Annotated in this window: 16 protein-coding genes; 8 read left to right on the top strand and 8 right to left on the bottom strand. The window is 64.5% G+C overall.

The window, feature by feature from the left end:
- The first annotated feature begins 225 nt into the window (after nucleotides 1–225).
- Nucleotides 226–849 (top strand): class I SAM-dependent methyltransferase, encoded by a 624-nt coding sequence (locus DK926_RS03440; RefSeq protein ID WP_114328574.1) that lies wholly within the window; start codon nucleotides 226–228, stop codon nucleotides 847–849.
- 415 nt (nucleotides 850–1,264) lie between these two features.
- Nucleotides 1,265–2,686 (top strand): stealth family protein, encoded by a 1,422-nt coding sequence (locus DK926_RS03430; RefSeq protein WP_114328728.1) that lies wholly within the window; start codon nucleotides 1,265–1,267, stop codon nucleotides 2,684–2,686.
- Here the strand turns inward: DK926_RS03430 and DK926_RS03425 are convergent.
- From DK926_RS03425 to DK926_RS03415, 3 genes are all read right to left on the bottom strand, one after another.
- Complete coding sequence (locus tag DK926_RS03425) at nucleotides 2,676–3,581, bottom strand: phosphodiesterase (protein ID WP_114328570.1); 906 nt, start codon at nucleotides 3,579–3,581, stop codon at nucleotides 2,676–2,678. The two genes, DK926_RS03430 and DK926_RS03425, sit on opposite strands and share 11 nt — an antisense overlap.
- 249 nt (nucleotides 3,582–3,830) lie before the next feature.
- Entirely contained in the window at nucleotides 3,831–4,928 is a 1,098-nt protein-coding gene (locus DK926_RS03420; RefSeq protein WP_114328568.1) for an acyl-CoA dehydrogenase family protein, read from the bottom strand.
- 10 nt (nucleotides 4,929–4,938) lie between these two features.
- Nucleotides 4,939–6,114 (bottom strand): acyl-CoA dehydrogenase family protein, encoded by a 1,176-nt coding sequence (locus DK926_RS03415; RefSeq protein ID WP_068427072.1) that lies wholly within the window; start codon nucleotides 6,112–6,114, stop codon nucleotides 4,939–4,941.
- Between the two features lie 77 nt (nucleotides 6,115–6,191).
- Here DK926_RS03415 and DK926_RS03410 point away from each other — a divergent pair, with 77 nt between their 5' ends.
- Genes DK926_RS03410 through DK926_RS03395 form a run of 4 tightly spaced genes read left to right on the top strand, consistent with a single transcriptional unit; the run spans nucleotide 6,192 to nucleotide 9,479 of the window.
- Entirely contained in the window at nucleotides 6,192–6,758 is a 567-nt protein-coding gene (locus DK926_RS03410) for a histidine phosphatase family protein (RefSeq protein ID WP_114328566.1), read from the top strand.
- 1 nt (nucleotide 6,759) lies between these two features.
- Entirely contained in the window at nucleotides 6,760–7,242 is a 483-nt protein-coding gene (locus tag DK926_RS03405; protein ID WP_068427076.1) for a RidA family protein, read from the top strand.
- 9 nt (nucleotides 7,243–7,251) lie between these two features.
- Nucleotides 7,252–8,736 (top strand): ABC transporter permease subunit, encoded by a 1,485-nt coding sequence (locus tag DK926_RS03400; protein WP_114328564.1) that lies wholly within the window; start codon nucleotides 7,252–7,254, stop codon nucleotides 8,734–8,736.
- On the top strand, nucleotides 8,733–9,479 hold the full coding sequence (locus DK926_RS03395; protein WP_114328562.1) for an amino acid ABC transporter ATP-binding protein: 747 nt from the start codon (nucleotides 8,733–8,735) through the stop codon (nucleotides 9,477–9,479). The genes DK926_RS03400 and DK926_RS03395 overlap by 4 nt, the downstream gene beginning before the upstream one ends.
- 32 nt (nucleotides 9,480–9,511) lie before the next feature.
- Here DK926_RS03395 and DK926_RS03390 read toward each other — a convergent pair whose 3' ends face one another.
- The 4 genes from DK926_RS03390 to DK926_RS03375 all read right to left on the bottom strand — a co-directional run bounded on the left by DK926_RS03390 (nucleotide 9,512) and on the right by DK926_RS03375 (nucleotide 14,723).
- Nucleotides 9,512–11,581 carry a xanthine dehydrogenase family protein molybdopterin-binding subunit gene (locus DK926_RS03390; protein WP_114328560.1) on the bottom strand — a complete coding sequence of 690 codons (2,070 nt, stop codon included), beginning with the start codon at nucleotides 11,579–11,581 and terminating at the stop codon, nucleotides 9,512–9,514.
- Nucleotides 11,578–12,573 carry a xanthine dehydrogenase family protein subunit M gene (locus tag DK926_RS03385; protein ID WP_114328558.1) on the bottom strand — a complete coding sequence of 332 codons (996 nt, stop codon included), beginning with the start codon at nucleotides 12,571–12,573 and terminating at the stop codon, nucleotides 11,578–11,580. Before DK926_RS03385 ends, DK926_RS03390 begins: the two co-directional genes overlap by 4 nt.
- Nucleotides 12,570–13,073 carry a 2Fe-2S iron-sulfur cluster-binding protein gene (locus tag DK926_RS03380; protein WP_114328556.1) on the bottom strand — a complete coding sequence of 168 codons (504 nt, stop codon included), beginning with the start codon at nucleotides 13,071–13,073 and terminating at the stop codon, nucleotides 12,570–12,572. Before DK926_RS03380 ends, DK926_RS03385 begins: the two co-directional genes overlap by 4 nt.
- Nucleotides 13,074–13,208: 135 nt before the next feature.
- Nucleotides 13,209–14,723 carry a carboxylesterase/lipase family protein gene (locus DK926_RS03375; protein WP_114328554.1) on the bottom strand — a complete coding sequence of 505 codons (1,515 nt, stop codon included), beginning with the start codon at nucleotides 14,721–14,723 and terminating at the stop codon, nucleotides 13,209–13,211.
- 108 nt (nucleotides 14,724–14,831) lie between these two features.
- Here DK926_RS03375 and DK926_RS03370 point away from each other — a divergent pair, with 108 nt between their 5' ends.
- Nucleotides 14,832–16,394 (top strand): trypsin-like peptidase domain-containing protein, encoded by a 1,563-nt coding sequence (locus DK926_RS03370; RefSeq protein ID WP_114328552.1) that lies wholly within the window; start codon nucleotides 14,832–14,834, stop codon nucleotides 16,392–16,394.
- Nucleotides 16,395–16,970: 576 nt separating this feature from the next.
- Here the strand turns inward: DK926_RS03370 and DK926_RS03365 are convergent.
- Entirely contained in the window at nucleotides 16,971–18,746 is a 1,776-nt protein-coding gene (locus DK926_RS03365) for a DEAD/DEAH box helicase (protein WP_114328726.1), read from the bottom strand.
- A 127-nt stretch (nucleotides 18,747–18,873) separates the two neighbouring features.
- On the opposite strand from DK926_RS03365, the gene DK926_RS03360 reads away from it, so the two are divergent.
- Complete coding sequence (locus DK926_RS03360) at nucleotides 18,874–19,491, top strand: phosphoribosyltransferase family protein (protein ID WP_114328550.1); 618 nt, start codon at nucleotides 18,874–18,876, stop codon at nucleotides 19,489–19,491.
- The last annotated feature ends 83 nt before the right edge of the window (nucleotides 19,492–19,574 follow it).

The raw sequence follows: 19,574 nt of genomic DNA, 5'->3' as shown, positions 1-19,574 counted from the left end.
ACCGGTCGCGTGTGCTTCAGGTGTCCATCGATGCAGCAGCCGACACATCACGGGAAAGACAGCCATCGGCGTCAGCGCGGAAACGAGTCAAACCACTGCATCGACGAACCATTCCAGTATCACTGCGCGGATAGTTGGCCCAGGTTGCAACTTTCCACTCACAGCCGGTTTGCCGATACAGCAAATATTATTGCGCATTCCGCATTTCACTGGCACTCTCGTGACATGCACACACACGACGAGCAGCCCGTCTTCGATCAGCCGTTCTGGGACAACCTCTACACCGAGCAGGCGCAGCGCTGGAGCGGCAACGCCAATCCCGTCCTCGTCACCGAGGTATCGAAGCTGACGCCGGGCACCGCACTGGACATCGGCAGCGGCGAGGGCGGCGACGCGCGCTGGCTCGCTGATCACGGCTGGACCACCACCGGCGCCGACATCTCCGAGGTCGCGCTGCAGCGAGCACGCGACGAGCAGGGCGACCGGAACATCGAATGGCTGCACCGCGACCTGCTCGAGTGGGAGCCTACGAGCCGATACGACCTCGTCACCGCTCACTTCTTCCAGCTACCCGCCCACCAGACCGGACCGGCGTTCCAGCGCTTCGGCCGTGCCGTCGCACCCGGTGGACATCTGCTCATCGTCGGACACAGCCCGAACGACCACCTCGCGTCGCAGCACAAGCACAGTCAACTGTTGTTCGACGTCGACGCCATCACGTCTTTGTTCGACGACGCGGAATGGACGACGGTCGTCGCCGAGGACCGGCCGCGTCCGGCTGTCGATCCCGACGGGACTCCCGCCGAGCGAATGGATGTGGTGGTGCTGCTGCGGCGTGCCGCCGGTTGACCGAATGTGGCTATCCGGTCACTTGGAGTGAGCGAGGGACGCCCTCGCTCTCGGGGCCGGGCGGAGCGAGCCGCGCTGCCTCTGGACCGAACCGGCTAGCTGTCCGATACCCTGTTCTACGTCTCGGGCCTTCACCGGGGGCTTGCTCGCCTCCAGGCCCGTCGAGTCGGCCCCGCCGGCTATAGACTGGTGCCACGCTCCGGGAGCCCTCGGCCAGCTCACCTGGAGAAAGGCCGCCATCATTTCGCCCTCACTGCCCTACGAAATCTACCTCGTTCCATCCGGGAACGATCCGGAGGACTCCGTGACCGGCGGATCCGCGCGGCCCGTCGTAGCGCTGACCGACCGCACCGACGTGGTTTCCTTCTCGGGCAGGTTCGCGTTGTCGATCACCTCGACGACGCCCCACCAAGCGATGGTCGAAGATCTACTGTTCGTTCGTCGCGTGCTCGAGACGGCACTCATCACCTATCTCCTCGTGCGCGGCAACGACGAGCGTCCGGTCATTGCCGTGCAGCATTCGGCGCGTGAGACACTCTGGGCTGCTCTGGTCGGGGCATGCTCGCGCGAACCGTTCTATTGCAAGACCGTCGACGTCAAGCACGGCAAAGCAGTACTCATCGCCGACGGCATGCCGCCGCATGCCGCCGACGCACGAATCTTTCGGCTCTTTCGCCCACGCCTCGAGCCCGTCAGCAGACTGAACTACGGCGCCGCAACAGGCATACAGATCGAGCTGTGGTCGTTCTCCCCCACGGAAATCGTTCTCCCCGTCGAGAATTCACTGACGCGCCGCACCATCAGGCAGGACGAAGCTGTCCGCGGAACCGTCGAACGTTTCGGCGAGACTTGGCCGACGATCGAGAGCATGTTCGCCGACCATGCGTCGGACATCAATTTCGAGATCGACATCGTCTTCTCCTGGGTCGACGGTTCCTCCGCCGCGTTCCAAGCGCAGCGCGCTCGGCGGATGCAGAGCTATGTCGTGGGCGAGGGTGACGCGTCCGCTGCGCGATTTCGCCAGATCGACGAGCTGAAGTACGCACTGCGCTCGGTCCATATGTATGCCCCGTGGATCCGTCGTATCTTCGTCGCTACGGATTCGGAGCGGCCGGCGTGGTTGGCCGACGATCCTCGGGTGACCTTCGTGCCGAGCGAGATGTTCTTCACCGACACTTCCGTTCTGCCGACCCACAATTCGCACGCAGTAGAATCCCAGCTGCACCACATCCCCGGACTGTCGGAGCATTTCCTGTACTCCAACGACGACATGTTCTTCGGCAGGCCCGTCGCACCGCAGATGTTCTTCTCGCCCGGCGGAATCAGCATGTTCATCGAGGGCACGACACGTATCGGTCTCGGTTGCAACGACAAGGATCGCAGCGGTTACGAGAACGCCGCACGGGTGAACCGCCGGTTGCTTCAGGACCGGTTCGGACTGGTGACGACCCGGCACCTCGAACACGTAGCGACACCGCTGCGCAAGAGCATCATGCAGGAGATGGAGAACGAGTTTCCCGACGAGTTCGCCGCCACCGCGGCGAGTGTCTTCCGCGCGAGTACGAACATCTCCGTCACCAATTCGCTCTATCACTACTACGCGCTCATGAGCGGACGCGCCGTCGTGCAGAGAGATGCGAAGGTGACATACATAGACACCACCGCTCACTCGGGACTGCACGCGATGGAACACATGCTTCCCAAGCGCGCGGTCGACTTCTTCTGTCTCAACGACGGCAGTTTCCCCGAAGTCGACCTCGACGCCCGAACCCGACGAGTCACCGAATTCCTCGACCGCTATTTCCCGATCGCGGCGCCCTGGGAAATCACAGACTGACGCGGGAAGGCCTTGCGCTGTCAGCGATCCGGACACCGGCCGATTCCAGCCGGCGGGCAACTTCATCGGCAGGAACGTACTCCCCCACCGTCTCGTAGGAGCCGATCGGCACGACGGAATGGACGACCGTGTCGTCGTACACCCGTACCACATTGAACGCCTGTGCGCCGTCACGGCCACGAAGTGCGCCGGACTCGACACCGAGATCTTGCGTGTAACACGTCGCCGACGCCACCGAGACCGGGATTCCGGCGAACATTGCCGACGTCGAGTAGTGCAGATGGCCCGCCAGGATCGAGCGTACATCGGTACCTCGCAACACTGCCGCGAGCTTCGTCTGACCGATCAACTCGACCAGAACCGCAAGGTCGAGCACCGCCGGTACCGGCGGGTGATGCATCGCCAGGATGGTCCCGTGCTCGGCCGGCGTTGCAAGAACCTCCGCCAGCCAGTGCAATTGGTCGTCGAATATCTCCCCGTGATGATGGCCGGGCACCGTCGAGTCGAGCGTGATCACACGAAGACCCTCGATGTCGTGGACCCGATCGATCGGCCCCGTAGACGGCACTTCGTCGAGCAGTCGGGTGCGAAAACCAGCACGGTCGTCGTGATTGCCCATCGCCCAGACAATTCGAGCACCCAGTGCGTCCGCGACCGGTTCGACGAGGGCACGCAAGGCGTCGTACGCACGAGACTCGCCGCGGTCGGTCAGATCGCCGGTGAACACGAGTGCGTCGGGACGGATTCCGGACGCTTCGATGCTCTTCAGAACATCACTCAACCGAGCCGCGCTGTCGACATGACCGTAGAGGTCACCATCGGCGATCAGGTGGGTATCGGTGATATGCAGCAAACAGTGATTCGGGCGCGGGTACTCCGCTGTCCGGGACTTCATCGGTCACTCGCTTCCGATACGACGTCAGTGGTTCGTACAGTTCACAGTAAGCACCCTTCCTGAAAGCAACCTGCGGACGACGGGACGTGAACAGCTCGCGAACAGCACGGTCGACGTCGAGTCGCTCGCTGACGTAGCAGCGTTGGTTCCGGCAGGACGAGAACCAGCCGGGCTCGCGCCCCAGGGTAAGTCGGGCCCCACGTGCGTGGGAATACATAGCAGGCTATGCATTCCCACGCACGGGCGCCGTCAGGCGCTCAACACACGCAGGTGTTCGTCGCCGCCGCCGAGGGTGTGCTCGATCGCCACCAGCCGCGAAACATAGTGTCCCACCGGGTATTCCGCGGTGACGCCGATTCCACCGTGCAGCTGGATCGCTTCCTGCCCCAGCTTGCGCGACGACCGTGAGATCTGCAGCTTCGCCCGCGACGCGACCGTCGGATCGACGACGCCGTCGGCCAGATTCATCGTTGCGTAGAGCGACATGCTGCGTGCGAGTTCGAGCAGCACGTACATGTCCGCCGCACGGAACGTCAACGCCTGGAACTTCGCGAGCGGAACACCGAACTGCTTGCGCTGTTTCAGATAATCCGTCGTCAACCGCAGTGCCTCTTCCATCGCGCCGACGGCCTCGGCACACAGGGCAGCCTGCGCCCGCACCTCCGACGCGACGATGGCATCGGTCGCGTCCGAGCCCTCACCCAACGGCTCCGCAGCGACGTCCGAGAACGACAACTGTGCCGCACGCCCACCGTCGTGCGTGCGATACCCCTTGCGCGTCAGTCCCTGTGCGTCACCGTCGACCAGGAACAGTCCGACGCCATTGCCGGGCAACGCCGCACTGACGACGAGAAGGTCGGCACTCGCGCCGTGCGGAACCGGATTCTTGACCCCGTTCAACGCCCAGGCCCCGCCGTCCTCGGTCGCGGACACCGTGACGTCGATGTGCGGCCAGCGACTGCCGGTCTCGTTGTGCGCGAACGCAAGCAGCGTCGTCCCCTCGGCCACGCCCGGTAGGATTCGCCCCCGCTGACCCGTGCTCCCGACGTCGGCGATCAATCCGCCGGGGACGAGCACCGCGTCGAGAATCGGCTCGGGTGCCAGGCGTCGTCCGACCTCGGTCATGACGGCCATGATCTCGACGGGGCCCGCGTCCATGCCGCCGTCGTCCTCGGAGAAACTCAGCCCCAGCAGGCCGACCTCGGCGAGCTGCTTCCACACGTCGGTCGACCAGCCTGGGTCGTCGGCGACGATCTTGTTTCGCTTCTCCGTGTCGTACGCCCGGACGAGCACCTCACGGGTGGTGTCTCGGAGAAGTTTCTGTTCTTCGTTCAGTTCGAAATCCATGGCTGAAACCTCACAATCCGAGAATCGTCGACGAGATGATCTGACGCTGCACTTCGTTGGAGCCGCCGTAGATCGACACCTTGCGGTAGTTGAGATACGTGGGCACCGATCGCTGTGCCCAGCCCTCGCTCTCGATGTCGTCTCCCGCCTCGTACGGCAGCGAATCCGGGCCGGCGATGTCCATCAGCAATTCGGTGACGGCTTGCTGCAGCTCGGATCCGCGCAGTTTGAGTATGGACGACGCCGGATTGGGCTTGCCGTCCGAACTACCCGACACCAACCGCAGCTGGGTGATGTCCAGTGCCACGATGTCGTTCTCGAGTTCCGCGATGCGCGCGGCGAACAGCGGATCGTCGAGGAGCGTGCCGGTGCCGAGTTTCGTTGCCGCAGCGTGCTTCTTGGCCTCTTCCAGAGCAACCTTGGTGTGGCCGAGCCGGGTGATGCCGGTGCGCTCGTTGCCGAGCAGGAACTTCGCGTAGCTCCAGCCCTGATTCTCTTCTCCGACAAGGTTTTCCGCCGGAACGCGGACGTTCTCGAAGAACACCTCGTTGACCTCGACGCTACCGTCGATGAGCTTGATCGGGCGGACCGTGATGCCGGGAGTCTTCAGATCGATCAACAGGAAGGAGATGCCCGCCTGCTTCTTGGGCGCATCCGGGTTGGTGCGCACGAGAGCGAAGATCCAGTCGGCGTACTGGCCGAGCGTCGTCCACGTCTTCTGGCCGTTGACGATGTAGTCGTCGCCGTCACGGGTAGCCGTCGTGCGCAACGACGCGAGATCCGAACCCGCCTCCGGCTCGGAGAACCCTTGACACCACCAGATGTCCAGATTCGCGGTCTTCGGGAGGAACTTCTCCTTCTGTTCCTGCGAACCGAAGGTCGCGATGACCGGACCGACCATCGACGCGTTGAACGTCAACGGCTCCGGCACCGACGCCAGCTGCATCTCGTCGAGCCAGATGTGCCGCTGCGCGTCCGTCCAATCCCGTCCACCGAACTCCGTCGGCCAATGCGGAACAGCGAGTCCGTTCGCGTTCAAGATCCGCATCGTCGTCACCACGTCTTCTTTGGTGAGCTCGACCCCCACCCTGTTCTTCTCGCGGATCTCCGCGGGAATCTCGGTGGTGAAGAACGTCCGCATCTCGTCACGAAACGCAGCTTCCTCTTCTGTCAGGGCAAGATTCATTCTGGTCCCTCCGCTACTAGCACCACAGCTGTCACCTCGACCGTACTCTCCGGTAACTGGTCTATTCTGCAGTAACTATGACTTTTCTGGCTCTGGTGCGGCACGGCGAAACCGACTGGAATCTGCACGGGCGCCTGCAGGGAAGCTCGGACATCCCGCTCAACTCGACGGGACGTGCGCAGGCACGCGAAGCCGGGTACGAACTCGACGATCGCCAGTGGGACCTTCTCGTCAGCTCGCCGCTCTCTCGGGCCGCCGAGACCGCCGACATCATCGGCACGCACCTCGGCATCGAACGCACGGCGACGTACCCCGATCTCGCCGAACGTCACTTCGGCGAGGCCGAGGGATTCACCGATTACGACGCCTACTCACGGTGGCCGCACGGCATGTATCCCGGCTTGGAACCCCGCCGGGACCTGATGGTTCGCGGTGTGCGAGCCGTCGACGAGATCGCGTCGACGCATCCGGACGAGTCGGTCATCGCCGTCGCACACGGCGGGGTCATTCGCGCGATACTCGACGCGATCCGCGGGGTCGCGTCACCACGCATTCTCAACTGTGGTGTGTCGACACTGACGCACGACGGGACCGAATGGACCGTGGAGACGATCAACGGTGTAGCCACTCGAAGGGTCTGGTGACATGGAGATCGAACGACGAATCGACGAACTCGGGTTCGTGCTGCCCGAGCCGCCTCGGGCTCCCGAAGGATTCGAGTTCGCTTTCGAGTGGGTTCGGGTATGCGGCAGCCGTGTCTTCGTCTCCGGCCATTCCCCGCAACACGCGGACGGCACCCTCGCGGGCCCGTTCGGGGCCGTCCCGTCGGAGGTCTCGGTCGACGACGCCACCGACGCCGCCCGGGACACGGCGTTGGCCGCGTTGGCGAGCATCAAACGCGCCATCGGTGATCTCGATCGGATCAGCGCGTGGCTCACCGTCTCCGGCAGTGTCAACGCAGACCACGGATTCACGCAGACCACGACGGTGATGAACGGCTTCTCGGACCTGATCGTCCAAGTGTTCGGACCCGAGATCGGAGCACATGCGCGTTCCGCGATCGGAGTGGCTGCGCTACCGATGAACAACGCCGTGGTTGTATCGGCGGAGATCGAAATCGACGGCTAGAGAGGCCCAATGAAGCGCGCGTTTGCATTACTGGCCGCCATCGCTGCGCTGCTGGCCGTGGCCGGGTGCGGATCGTCGTCGGGACCGTTGCTCGAACAGATCGAGGACAAGGGTGTCATCGTCGTCGGCACCGAAGGGACCTACAGTCCGTTCAGTTTCCAGGGTTCCGACGGACAGCTGACCGGCTACGACATCGACGTCGTCGACGCGGTCGCGCAGGAATTGGGCGTGCGCGTCGAATTCGTGCAGACACCGTTCGACTCGATCTTCGCCGGCCTGGAGTCCCAGCGCTTCGACCTGATCGCGAACCAGGTGACGATCAACCCCGAGCGACAAGGCGCCTACGACCTGTCCAAGCCGTACACCGTGTCCGAGGGCGAGATTCTCACGACGGCAGCGAACACGTCGATCACCTCCACCGCCGACCTCGCGGGAAAGACGACAGCACAATCGTCGACGAGCAATTGGGCCGGAGTCGCTTCCGACGCGGGTGCGAACGTCGAGGCCGTCGAAGGATTCGTTCAGGCCGTCACGCTCGTCAAGGACGGACGTGTCGACGCCACCGTCAACGACAGCCTTGCGATCGCCGAGTACCTGAAGACGACGGGCGACACCGGGGTCAAGGTCGCCGCCCAGACCGGCGACACCAGCTACCAGGCGTTCGTCGCCCGCAAGGACACCGGGCTGATGGGCGAGATCGATTCGGCCATCGACACGTTGCAGGCCGACGGCACTCTTGCGCAGATCTCCGAGAAGTACTTCGGCTCCGACGTCGCGGCACCCACCGCGGACACACAGGCGCCGGCGTCCGACGCGGCCGCGTCGGACGGCCGATCGAAACTCGATCTGATTCTCGACAACCTGTGGCCGATGCTGAAAGCCACTGTCACGATGACCATTCCGCTGACCGCGATCAGCTTCGTGATCGGTCTGGTGATCGCGCTCGCTGTCGCCCTGGCGCGGATCTCGTCGAACAAGGCTTTGTCTGCCGTCGCGCGGTTCTACGTCTCGATCATCCGCGGCACTCCCCTGCTGCTGCAACTGTTCATCGTGTTCTACGCGCTGCCCGAGCTCGGGGTGGTGATCGATCCGTTCCCTGCTGCGGTCGTCGCGTTCAGTCTGAACGTCGGCGGTTATGCGGCCGAGGTGATCAGAGCCGCGATACTCAGCGTGCCGAAGGGCCAGTGGGAGGCGGCCGAGACGATCGGCATGGGCTATCGGACGTCGTTGCAGCGCATCATTCTTCCGCAGGCCTTACGCACGGCCGTCCCGCCGCTGTCCAACACGTTGATCTCGTTGCTCAAGGACACCTCGCTCGCGTCGACCATTCTGGTGACCGAGTTGCTGCGCGTCGCACAGCTCGCGGCGGCACCGACGTTCGACTTCTTCGCGCTGTACAGCGTTGCGGCGATCTACTACTGGGTCATCTGCATGATCCTCTCGTTCTTCCAAGGCAAACTCGAAGTCCGACTCGACAGGTATGTGACGAAATGACCGATCTGCTCGACGTACAGGGTCTGCGTAAATCGTTCGGAGACAACGAGGTCCTGAAGGACGTGTCGTTCTCGGTGCCGACAGGCACGGTGACCGTCGTCATCGGGCCGTCGGGGTCCGGTAAGACGACGGTGCTCCGGGCGTTGAACGCGTTGGATCCGGCAGACGCGGGGATGATCCGGATCGGTGACGTGACGGTCGATTTCAGCTCGTCGGTCAGCTCGGCATCGCTCCGCGCCTACCGTGCCCAGAGCGGCATGGTGTTCCAACAGCACAACCTCTTCCCGCACAAGACGGTGCTGCAGAACGTGATCGAGGGTCCCGTGATCGTGCAGAAGCGGCCGAAGGACGACGCCATCGCCGACGCACGCGAGCTGCTGAAGCAAGTCGGTCTGGCCGAAAAAGCCGACCAGTACCCGTTTCAGCTGTCGGGCGGTCAGCAACAGCGCGTCGGGATCGCACGGGCGTTGGCGTTGAAGCCGAAGCTGATGCTGTTCGACGAACCGACGTCGGCTCTGGATCCCGAACTGGTGGGCGAAGTGCTGTCCGTGATCAAAGGCCTTGCTGCGCAGGGGTGGACGATGGTCGTCGTGACACACGAGATCCGCTTCGCCGAACAGGTGGCCGACGACGTGTTGTTCATCGAGGGTGGCGTCGTCGTCGAGCGGGGTGCGCCGGCGAAGGTCCTACGGAATCCGTCGGAAGCCAGGACCAGGAAGTTTCTGGAGCGAATCCTCATGTGAGTGCGAATGTATAGCCCTCTGTACATTCGCACTCACAGGTGCGGGAGCACCTTGTCCACGGTGATCGGGAAATCTCGCACCCGCACACCCGTCGCGTGGTAGACAGCGTTGCCGATCGCCGCCGGTGAGCCGACGATACCGATCTCGCCGATCCCCTTGCCGCCCATCGGATTCAGCTCGTCGTCGTTCTCCTCGACCCAGATCGCTTCGATGTCGGGCGTGTCCGCGCACACCGGCACGTGATACTCGGCGAGGTCGTGGTTGGAGAAGCCACCGAATTCGCGATCGGTGTTGCCCACCTCCATCAGTGCCATTCCGAGCCCGAACGTCATCCCGCCGATCAGCTGCGATCGCGCCAACCTCGGGTTCATCACCCGCCCGATCCCGTACACGCCGAGCATGCGCCTCACCCTCACCTCACCGGTGTCGACGTCGACCTCCACCTCGGCGAAGTGCGCGCCGAACGCCATGCGCGCCAGCTCTTTCTGCTCTTCCAGGTCGTCGGAGGTGTCGACGGACACCTCGGCAGGCCCTGTCGCGTCGGCGATCGGCCCTACCTGTTCGACGAGCGTCCTGCACGCCTTGGTGACGGCCCAACCCCACGACGAGGTTCCCGAAGAACCGCCTGCACCAGGGGCTTTCGGCAGCGAGCTGTCACCAAGGTTAAGCTCGACGCGATCGGCGGATACGTCGAGCGCATCGGCGGCGATCTGGCGCAGCACCGTCCGCGCTCCGGTACCGATGTCCGACGCGGCCACGGACACCGTGATCGAGCCGTCCTCACCCAGCGACGCGGAGGCGGACGACGGACTGATCAGCACGGGGTAACTTGCCGTGGCAACGCCCATCCCGATCAGTGTGCGGCCATCGCGTCGGTGACCGGGGCGAGGGTCGCGCTCGGACCACCCGAATCGCTCGGCACCGGTACGAAGACACTCGACGAGGCTGCGCGACGAGAATCTGTTGCCGCTCGCGGGATCGACGTCGGGTTCGTTCAGGATTCTCAATTCGATCGGGTCTATGCCGACGACGTAGGACAACTCGTCGATCGCCGTCTCCTGCGCGAGCATTCCGGGCGCCTCCCCCGGCGCGCGCATCCACCGCGGCGTCGGAACGTCCAGGACGGCCAACCGATGCGTCGTACGACGGTTCGGCGACGCGTAGATGTGGCGCGACGACTCGGACGTCTGTTCACAGAACTCGAACACATGCGACGTCTGCTGAAACGAATCATGCACGAGCGCGGCGAGTTTGCCGTTCTCGTCGGCACCGAGGCGGAAACGGTTGATCGTCGGTGTGCGGTATCCGACGAGATCGAACAGCGACTGCCGCGGCAGTGCGAGCTTGATCTTTCGTCCGGTCGCACGGGCCGCCATCGCCGCCAACACCGCGTTGGGCCTCGTGCTGCCCTTGGAGCCGAAACCGCCGCCGACGTTCTCGGACACGACCCGCACGGCCGAGGAATCGAGACCGAAGAGAGTCGCCAGATCGCCCTGCACACCGGACGGCGCCTGCGTCGAATCCCACACGGTCAGAACGGCGTTCGACCACTCGGCAGTAGTTGCGTGTGGTTCCATCGGATTGTTGTGATTGGCAGCCGTCGAATACCACCGGTCGACGACGTGAGTCGCCGACGCCAACGCCGCATCCGGGTCTCCTTCGGTCACGTCCGTCGGAAATCCCGCGTTGACCGACTCCGGCGCGAACAGCGACGGATGCTCCGCCGACAGACCGTTGTCCGGCGTCTGCTCGTCCGCGTAGGTGACCTGGACGCGTTCTGCTGCGTCCCACGCCGCTTCCAGCGAGTCGGCGACGACGATAGCCACCACCTGACCACGGTAGGACACCCGATCCGATTGCAGCACAGCGAGTTCGCCGTCCTCGATCTCACCGAGCTTCTCCGCGTTGCGGTGCCAGAGCAGGGTGACGGCCTCGTCGGCTCGCACGTCGACGACCCTGCCCGTGGGTATCGTCGCGGGCACGATGGCGCAGTAAGCCGTGGCCGCGTCGACCGGTTGGTCGACTGCGTACCGCGCAGCACCGGTGACCTTGGCGATGCTCTCGGTGCGCGCGAGGGGCTGGCCGATGGCTGCTGTGCTCATACCGATGCCTCCCTGCGGGTCAGTTCGGTCAACGCCTCGGTCACGAGATTGCGAACCAAGGGGATCTTGAACGTGTTGTCGCGCAACGGATGTGCCGCCTTCAACTCGAGATCGATGGCCTCCCTGAACACCTCGTGCTTGGCGAGACGCCCCAGCAGATCCCCCTCGGCCGTGTATGCACGCCACGGCTTGTGCGCGACACCGCCGAGCGCGATGCGCGCCTCGGTCACCTGTCCGTCTTCCACCCGCAACACCGCCGCGACGGACGCCAAAGCGAACGCATACGACGCCCGGTCGCGCACTTTGCGGTACATCGACATCGTGCCTGCGGGCAGCGCGGGAATGCGAAGACCGGTCACGATCTCGTCGTGTTCGATTCTGGTGTCCTTCTGCGGCGTATCGCCGGGCAGGCGGTAGAGCTCGCCGATCGGAACCGTGCGTGTCCCACCGGGTCCCGCGACGACGACGACTGCATCGAGCGCCGTGAGCGCGACCGCCATGTCGGAGGGGTGCGTCGCAACGCAGTGTTCCGACGCCCCGAGAATGGCGAGGTTGCGATGTTCACCCTCGATTGCCGGACAACCGGACCCGGGCTCACGCTTGTTGCACGGCTTGCTCGCGTCCATGAAGTAGACGCAACGGGTGCGCTGGAACAGGTTGCCGCCGGTCGTGGCCATGTTGCGGAGCTGGCCCGACGCGCCGGACAGCAACGCTCGCGACAGCACCGGATAACGGCTGCGCACAACGGGATGCACAGCCAGATCGCTGTTGGTGACCGCAGCACCGACGTGCAGGCAACCGTCGTCGGCGACGTCGATCTCGGTCAGCGGCAGGCGTGATACGTCGACGAGCGAGGACGGCTGCGTCGCACCGAGTTTCATCAGATCGACGAGGTTCGTTCCGCCGCCGAGAAGAGAGGCGCCCGGGTCGGCAGCGAGTCGGGCTATGGCGTCGTCGACATCGGTTGCGACGTCGTAGGCGAACGTCCTCATCGGCCTGCCTCCAGCACCGCCGGAATGATGTTCGCGTAGGCGCCGCATCGGCAGAGGTTGCCGCTCATGCGTTCGCGGACCTCGTCGCGATCGAGTTCGACGTCGGCCTCGGGCGGGTCGTCGGTGACCGCGCTGGGCCACCCCTGTTTGGCTTCTTCGAGCATGCCGACGGCGGAGCAGATCTGTCCCGACGTGCAGTAGCCGCACTGGAACGCGTCGTTGTCGATGAAGGCCTGCTGGACCGGGTGAAGAACATCTCCGTCGGCGAGACCTTCGACGGTGGTGATGTCGCGGCCCTGGTACCCGATCGCCAAGGCAAGGCAACTGTTGATGCGCCTGCCGTCGACCAGGACCGTGCACGCGCCGCACTGTCCGTGATCGCAGCCCTTCTTGGCGCCGATGAGGTCGAGATGTTCGCGGAGTGCATCGAGCAGCGTGGTCCGCACGTCGCAGTCGATGTCGTGGTCGGCGCCGTTCACGTGGAGTGTGACTCTGCTCATGGCCGCTCGGTTACCCTGCGCCTGGGCCGTCAAACGTTCAAACGCCCTGCGGCTCAACGAAGGTTAGGGTATCCAAAAGATTACCCGTGCGCGCGAATGTATAGCCCGCTATACATTCGCGCGCACATGGGGGGCTCAGGTGAAGGCCACGACCTCCTCGCCCCACGCCCGCCGGAGCTCGTAGTCCGGATCGTCGACCTCCCGGTCCTGCTTGTCGATCAACAGCGTCGTCCGTGCGGTCTCGTCGTACCTCGTCCACGGCTCGCGGCCGTGCGCGAAGTCGATCCACCGCTGCTGCATGCGCCGCGCGACGGTCTGCGCAGCTCTGCGACCGCCGAGTTTGTACGTCGGATCCTTCGGGATGACACCGAAGTTGCCGAACACGCACGGCACCTCGGTACCGTGCGTCGCGCCGATTCCGGTCAGCCTGAACAGCGGCGATGCATGGTCGAACCGATAGACGTACGTCGGAGCGACCCGGCTGTGCGCCTCCGCGATCCACAAGGTCGGCATGCGGAACGCCGCGTCCCGGGAGATCTCCATCGCCGTCTTCTTCGATGGATAGTGCGGGTACGCGAGCGCGATCTCCGCCTCCTCGTCCTCCGGCAACTGTGGGTGATCGGCGGCGATGGCCTGGAACATCTCGTGAATCTTGTCGGGTGTGATCGGCATCAACGGCGACTTCATCAACTTGAACAGCGACGCTTCGTCCCGGTTGGTCCCGATCAGCAGAGGCACCTGCACCTGCCTCCCCTTCTGGAACGACGCCACCGGATAGTGCGGCACGATGTCGCCGTCCACAGTCGGTGCCACCGCCAACGTTCCGGGCACCTTCGACGGAATGTCCCGAACCAGCTCGGCGCCGACCCGAACGAAGTCGTCGACGGACAGCTCGCGCAGCCGGTCCGCCTTCACCTCGGCCAGTTCGAGGAAACGCTCCGCGATCGACGACGCTCGCGCTGCGCCGTAGACCGACGTCGCAGGCGAGCTCTCCGCGATCGCACGATGAAACAAACCGTCGGCAGCAGGCGACGTCAGCAGGGTCGTGACGGCGCCGCCCCCTGCGGATTCACCGAACAGCGTCACGTTCGACGGGTTGCCGCCGAATGCACCGATGTTGTCGCGCACCCATTCGAGCGCAGCGATCTGGTCACGGAGACCCAGGTTCGTCTCGAAATCCCCGAACGACGAGAAGTCCAGGAAACCCAGCGCCCCGAGGCGGTAGTTGATCGTCACGAGCACGACGCCGCCCCGCCGAACCAGGTTGCGGCCGTCGAACATACGTTGCGCAGACGACCCGATGAAGTACGCACCGCCGTGAATCCACACCATGACCGGAAGCCCGCTCGCGCTCTGGCCCACCGGGTCATTCCGCAGGCTCCAGTCCCGCTCCGGTGCCCAGACGTTGAGGGTCAGACAGTCCTCGCCGAGCGTCAACCCCGGATCGATCGGCATCGGACCGCGCGCGCTCTGCGGTGCGATGTGTCCGAACTCGGTCGCCGCCCGCACGCCCGTCCACGGTTCCGGCGGCCGAGGTGCCCGCAGTCGGAGATCACCGACGGGCGGTGCCGCATAGGGCACCCCTTTCCAGATGGCTACCCCGTCGTCGACGACGCCGTCGACCTGGCCGTACCGAGTCTGCGCGATCACCGTGCAATCATCCGTCACCGGACGGCATCATGAGCGGTGTTGCGGGTTCCTCCCGAGTCCAAGTCGCTTACAACCGGTCTCCAAGTGGACCCGGCCACAGTTCCTCCCATGACTACAACAGCCCGCAGAGCCTCTGCATCCGCTCTGGCGTTGATCGCCGGCGCCACCCTCCTGTCCGCATGTTCCTTCTCCATCGGCACCGGTGGCGATGCCGAGGCAGCTCCCGACGGCGCCGTCGAGTTCGACGACCTGCAATCCGCGACGATCCAGCTCGAAGCGCTCGGCACCTTCGTCTCCCCACAGGAAGGTGGATACGAGGCTGCGGGACGCGGTTCGGGATTCCTGATCTCGTCCGACGGTTACGCACTCACCAACAACCACGTCGTCACCGGTGCAGGCACCCTGAAGGTCTGGCGCGGCGGAGACCAGAGCGACACACTCGGCGCCCGCGTCGTCGGCTCGTCGGAATGCCTCGATCTTGCCGTCGTAAAGCTCGAAGGCGACGACTTCCCGTTCGTCGCCTTCCACGAGGGCGAGATCGACACCGCCGACGAAATCTACGCTGCCGGTTACCCTCTCGGCGATCCGACGTTCACGATGACCAAGGGCATCGTGTCCAAGGCCGACACGGCCGGTGACACTCCGTGGGCCTCCCTCGATCACGTCATCGAGCATGACGCGAAGATTCGCAGCGGCAACTCCGGTGGCCCGTTGGTCGACCCGGACGGCCGACTCGTCGGCGTCAACTACGCGGGCAACGACAAGTACGACACCAACATGGCCATCCATCGCGACGAAGTGCAGAACGTCGTCGAGGATCTCAAGGACGGCAAGAACGTCCTCAGCCTGGGCATCAACGGCGAGGCACTGACCGACGACTCCGACACCGGCCTCGGCGTCTGGGTCAACTCGGTCGCGTCGGGATCCGCTGCCGACAAAGCAGGCATCGAAGCCGGCGACCTGCTGACCAGCATGGAAGGGGTCACCCTCGGAACCGACGGCACGATGGCCGACTACTGCAGCGTCCTGCGCACCCACGGTCAGGACGCGACGCTGTCCGTCGAGGTCTACCGCCCCTCGACCGATTCCTACCTACGTGGTCAGATCAACGGCGACGCGATCGAGGAAACGACCACCGTCTCGTCCCGGGTGTCGACTCCGCAGAACGACAGCAGCGTCTCGCGGACCAGCACCGGCGGGTTCACGACGGTCGAGGACAACGACGGTGTCGTCAGCGTCGACGTCCCGGCGGCGTGGAACCAGGTCGACGGCAACAAGTTCGTCGACGACCGGAACAACTACTTCTACGGCGTCGAAGCGAGCTCGAATCTCGAGCAGTACCAGGGCGGGTGGGGCGCGGTCGGCACGTCGGTGATGGCGTCGGACACCGCGGTGTCCAACTCGTCACCGGAGGATCTGCTGAACTGGGCGACGAAGTCTCTGCCGGAGTCGGGATGCGTCTCGACCGGCCGCGAGGACTACAGCGACGCGCTGCACACCGGCCGATTCGAGGTGTGGACCGGATGCGGCGAGACCGCAGCAACGTACATTCTCGTTGCGGCCAAAGCAGATTCGGGTCGCTACCTCACCCTGGTGGCCGTACAGGCCAACAGCGAGGCCGACCTCGACGCGGCGGACCGCGTGATGAACAGTTTCACGGTCGCGCTGTAGACAATTCCGACAGATCGAGGTTGTGCATTCGATTCACGATCGAATGCACAACCTCGAATTCGGCGTCCACGGCATTCTCCGCAATACTGACGTTTCGGTTTTCTTGCTGACTTCGATTTTCAGGAGTCTTTCGTCACCGCCGTGAACGATCGGTGAATTCGACAAAGCGACCTACGCCCCTTTTGTTAAAGCCGGAGGTACTTTTCGTTACACCCTTTTGCGTGGTGGACCGAGCGTCTAGCGTGGGGTGCGGCGCACCGATGCGCCTGCTCCACACCCCTCATTGCAAGGAGTCACCATGTTCGACCTCGCATTCCTGTCCGATTTCTTCGGCGCCTTCTCCGACCTGTTCGGCGCATTGGACTTCTTCAGCGGATCCGCTGAACAGTAAAACGACTGCGCTGTTTCTATTTACAGCTCGGTCCGCGATAAACCGGATGCCTCGGATCGAATTCGATCCGAGGCATTCGTATATCCGGCCGGAAACCGGGCGACCCCGCGCATCGATGAACCATCCACACCGTCTAACAGCTGTGGCGGGCCATCGATGCCGAAAGGGAGGGAACGGCGAACAGATCAGTTGCGCGGACGCTTACCCCGCCGGTCGCCGCCGAACTTGCCACCGCCGCGACCACCGCGGCCTCCTCCGGGAGGACCCTGGTCGGGCTGCAGCTGAATCAACACGCCGCTGATTCTGGTGCGCCGCAAGGCTTCCATGGTCTCGTCGGCCAAATCGGCGGGAAGTTCGACGAGCGAGTGATCGGGCCGAATGCTGATGTGCCCGAAGTCGCTTCGACGCAAGCCGCCCTCGTTCGCGATGGCGCCGACGATCGCACCGGGCACGACGTGATGCCGCTTGCCGACGGCGATGCGGTACGTCGCCATCGCCTGTCCGGTCTTGCGGTGATGCGAGCTGGCCGCATCCTCGTCGAAGCTGCGGAGCGGGCGCGGTTCGCGCTTCTCGCGAGGCGCACGCGGCGGGGCGGGCGGCTCCGGCTTGAGCAGGAACTCCTCACCGTCCCGTGACTGGACGGCCAGCGCGGCGGCGATGTCGGCGAGCGGCACGTCGTGCTCGCGCTCGTAGTCCTCGATGAGCTTGCGGAACAGACCGAGGTTGGGCGAGTTCAGGCTCTCGGTGATCGAGTCGCCGAACTTCTGGACGCGCTGCGCGTTGACGTCGTCGACGCTCGGCAGTTGCATCTCGGTGATGGGCTGACGCGTCGCGCGCTCGATGGCCTTGAGCAGATGCCGCTCCCGCGGCGCGACGAACAGCAGTGCCTGACCGGCGCGGCCCGCGCGACCGGTACGGCCGATGCGGTGCACGTACGACTCGGTGTCGTGCGGGATGTCGTAGTTGATGACGTGCGAGATGCGGTCGACGTCGAGACCACGGGCCGCGACATCGGTGGCGACGAGGACGTCGATCGTGCCGTTCTTCAGCTGACCGATGGTCCGCTCGCGCTGCGCCTGCACGATGTCGCCGTTGATCGCGGCCGCCGAGAATCCCCGTGCGCGCAACTTGTCGGCGAGTTCCTCGGTGGCCTGCTTGGTGCGGACGAACATGATCATCGCTTCGAACTCTTCGACCTCGAAGATCCGAGTGAGCGCCTCGAGCTTGCGCTGATGCGCGACCTGCACGTAGCGCTGCGTGATGTTGGGCGACGTGGTGGTCTTGGTCTTGACGGTGATCTCGACCGGGTCGTGCAAGTACTGCTTCGAGATCTTGCGGATCGCGGGCGGCATGGTGGCCGAGAACAACGCGACCTGCTTGTACTCGGGGGTGTCCGACAGGATGCGCTCGACGTCGTCCTGGAAGCCCATCTTCAGCATCTCGTCGGCCTCGTCGAGGACGAGGTACTCGAGCTGCGACAGATCGAGCGTCCCCTTCTCGAGGTGGTCGATGACGCGTCCCGGCGTTCCGACGATGATCTGCGCGCCCTTGCGCAGCCCCGACAGCTGAATGCCGTAGGCCTGGCCGCCGTAGATCGGGAGGATGTGCAGACCGGGGATGTTGGCGGCGTACTTGCCGAACGCCTCGGCTACCTGCAGCGCAAGCTCACGCGTCGGCGCGAGAACCAGCGCCTGCGGAACCCGACGTTCGACGTCGAGGCGCGACAGGATGGGGATCGCGAACGCTGCGGTCTTACCCGTTCCGGTCTGCGCGAGGCCGACGACGTCACTACCGTTCATCAGCGGCGGAATCGTGGCGGCCTGGATCGGCGACGGAGATTCGTAGCCGACGGCATGCAGAGCCTTCAGGACTCTCTCATCGATACCGAGGTCCGCGAACGTCGCCTGTGCGCTGTCGTCGGACGAAACCGGGCTGGTGGAACTGGACTCGTCAGACGTCACGGCGGCATCCTGATTCGGCTCTGTTGTGCTCATATACAACCGAGTTTAGTCCCTGTCATGAACCGCCGATGACCTCGTGGCTGGATTGTCGAACGAACGGCCGTCCGGCGTTCTAGCGTCGACAGTGATGATGTTCGCCGATCGTATGGAAGCCGGCCGCATCCTGGCCAAGGATCTCGGTCACCTCGCAGGGCAGAATCCGCTGGTACTGGCGCTGCCACGAGGCGGCGTGCCCGTCGCGGCCGAGATCGCCTCCGCGCTCGGGGCCAAACTCGACGTCATTGCTGTCCGCAAGCTGGGAGTACCGGGACAGCCCGAACTCGCGATGGGCGCGATCGGTGAGAACGGCACGCTGATCCTGAACCGCGACGTCATCGATCACCTGAGGATCACGGCCGACGACATCGACCACGTCCGACGTCAGGAAGAGATCGAGCTCGCGCGGCGTGCGCAGCGGTGGCGACGCCACGGCCCACGCTCGCGTCGGGGCAGGCTCGCGGTGATCGTCGACGACGGGATGGCGACCGGTGCCACCGCGGAGGCAGCCTGCCGCGTCGCCGCTGCCGAAGGTGCGGCGGGAATCGTGTTGGCCGTCCCGGTCGCGTCGCCCGACGCGGTTGCCCGCATCCAGCCGCTCGTGAACGAGGTCCGGTGCCGCGTCGACTCCCACCTCGACGGCGTCGGCGCTGCGTACGGCGACTTTCACCAACTGACGGACGACGAGGTCACCGCCCTGCTTCTGTGACCGAACCGACACTCGGTGTCGAGAATGTGACCCGTTACAGTTATTGTGCATTCGAGTCACACCTAACTCCGCAGGACAGGTCG

It is taken from the genome of Rhodococcus sp. Eu-32, from assembly GCF_003336925.1.
Classification (GTDB): domain Bacteria; phylum Actinomycetota; class Actinomycetes; order Mycobacteriales; family Mycobacteriaceae; genus Rhodococcoides; species Rhodococcoides kyotonensis_B.
Note: the sequence above shows the minus strand (reverse complement) of the source record. Positions and strands in the feature narration are given on the sequence as shown.

Excerpts from the sequence above, each read along its gene's own strand:
- DK926_RS03440 (WP_114328574.1), top strand. The coding sequence starts at position 226 with ATGCACACACACGACGAGCAGCCCGTCTTCGATCAGCCGTTCTGGGAC.
- DK926_RS03430 (WP_114328728.1), top strand. The coding sequence starts at position 1,265 with ATGGTCGAAGATCTACTGTTCGTTCGTCGCGTGCTCGAGACGGCACTC.
- DK926_RS03425 (WP_114328570.1), bottom strand. The coding sequence starts at position 3,581 with ATGAAGTCCCGGACAGCGGAGTACCCGCGCCCGAATCACTGTTTGCTG.
- DK926_RS03420 (WP_114328568.1), bottom strand. The coding sequence starts at position 4,928 with ATGGATTTCGAACTGAACGAAGAACAGAAACTTCTCCGAGACACCACC.
- DK926_RS03415 (WP_068427072.1), bottom strand. The coding sequence starts at position 6,114 with ATGAATCTTGCCCTGACAGAAGAGGAAGCTGCGTTTCGTGACGAGATG.
- DK926_RS03410 (WP_114328566.1), top strand. The coding sequence starts at position 6,192 with ATGACTTTTCTGGCTCTGGTGCGGCACGGCGAAACCGACTGGAATCTG.
- DK926_RS03405 (WP_068427076.1), top strand. The coding sequence starts at position 6,760 with ATGGAGATCGAACGACGAATCGACGAACTCGGGTTCGTGCTGCCCGAG.
- DK926_RS03400 (WP_114328564.1), top strand. The coding sequence starts at position 7,252 with ATGAAGCGCGCGTTTGCATTACTGGCCGCCATCGCTGCGCTGCTGGCC.
- DK926_RS03395 (WP_114328562.1), top strand. The coding sequence starts at position 8,733 with ATGACCGATCTGCTCGACGTACAGGGTCTGCGTAAATCGTTCGGAGAC.
- DK926_RS03390 (WP_114328560.1), bottom strand. The coding sequence starts at position 11,581 with ATGAGCACAGCAGCCATCGGCCAGCCCCTCGCGCGCACCGAGAGCATC.
- DK926_RS03385 (WP_114328558.1), bottom strand. The coding sequence starts at position 12,573 with ATGAGGACGTTCGCCTACGACGTCGCAACCGATGTCGACGACGCCATA.
- DK926_RS03380 (WP_114328556.1), bottom strand. The coding sequence starts at position 13,073 with ATGAGCAGAGTCACACTCCACGTGAACGGCGCCGACCACGACATCGAC.
- DK926_RS03370 (WP_114328552.1), top strand. The coding sequence starts at position 14,832 with ATGACTACAACAGCCCGCAGAGCCTCTGCATCCGCTCTGGCGTTGATC.
- DK926_RS03360 (WP_114328550.1), top strand. The coding sequence starts at position 18,874 with ATGATGTTCGCCGATCGTATGGAAGCCGGCCGCATCCTGGCCAAGGAT.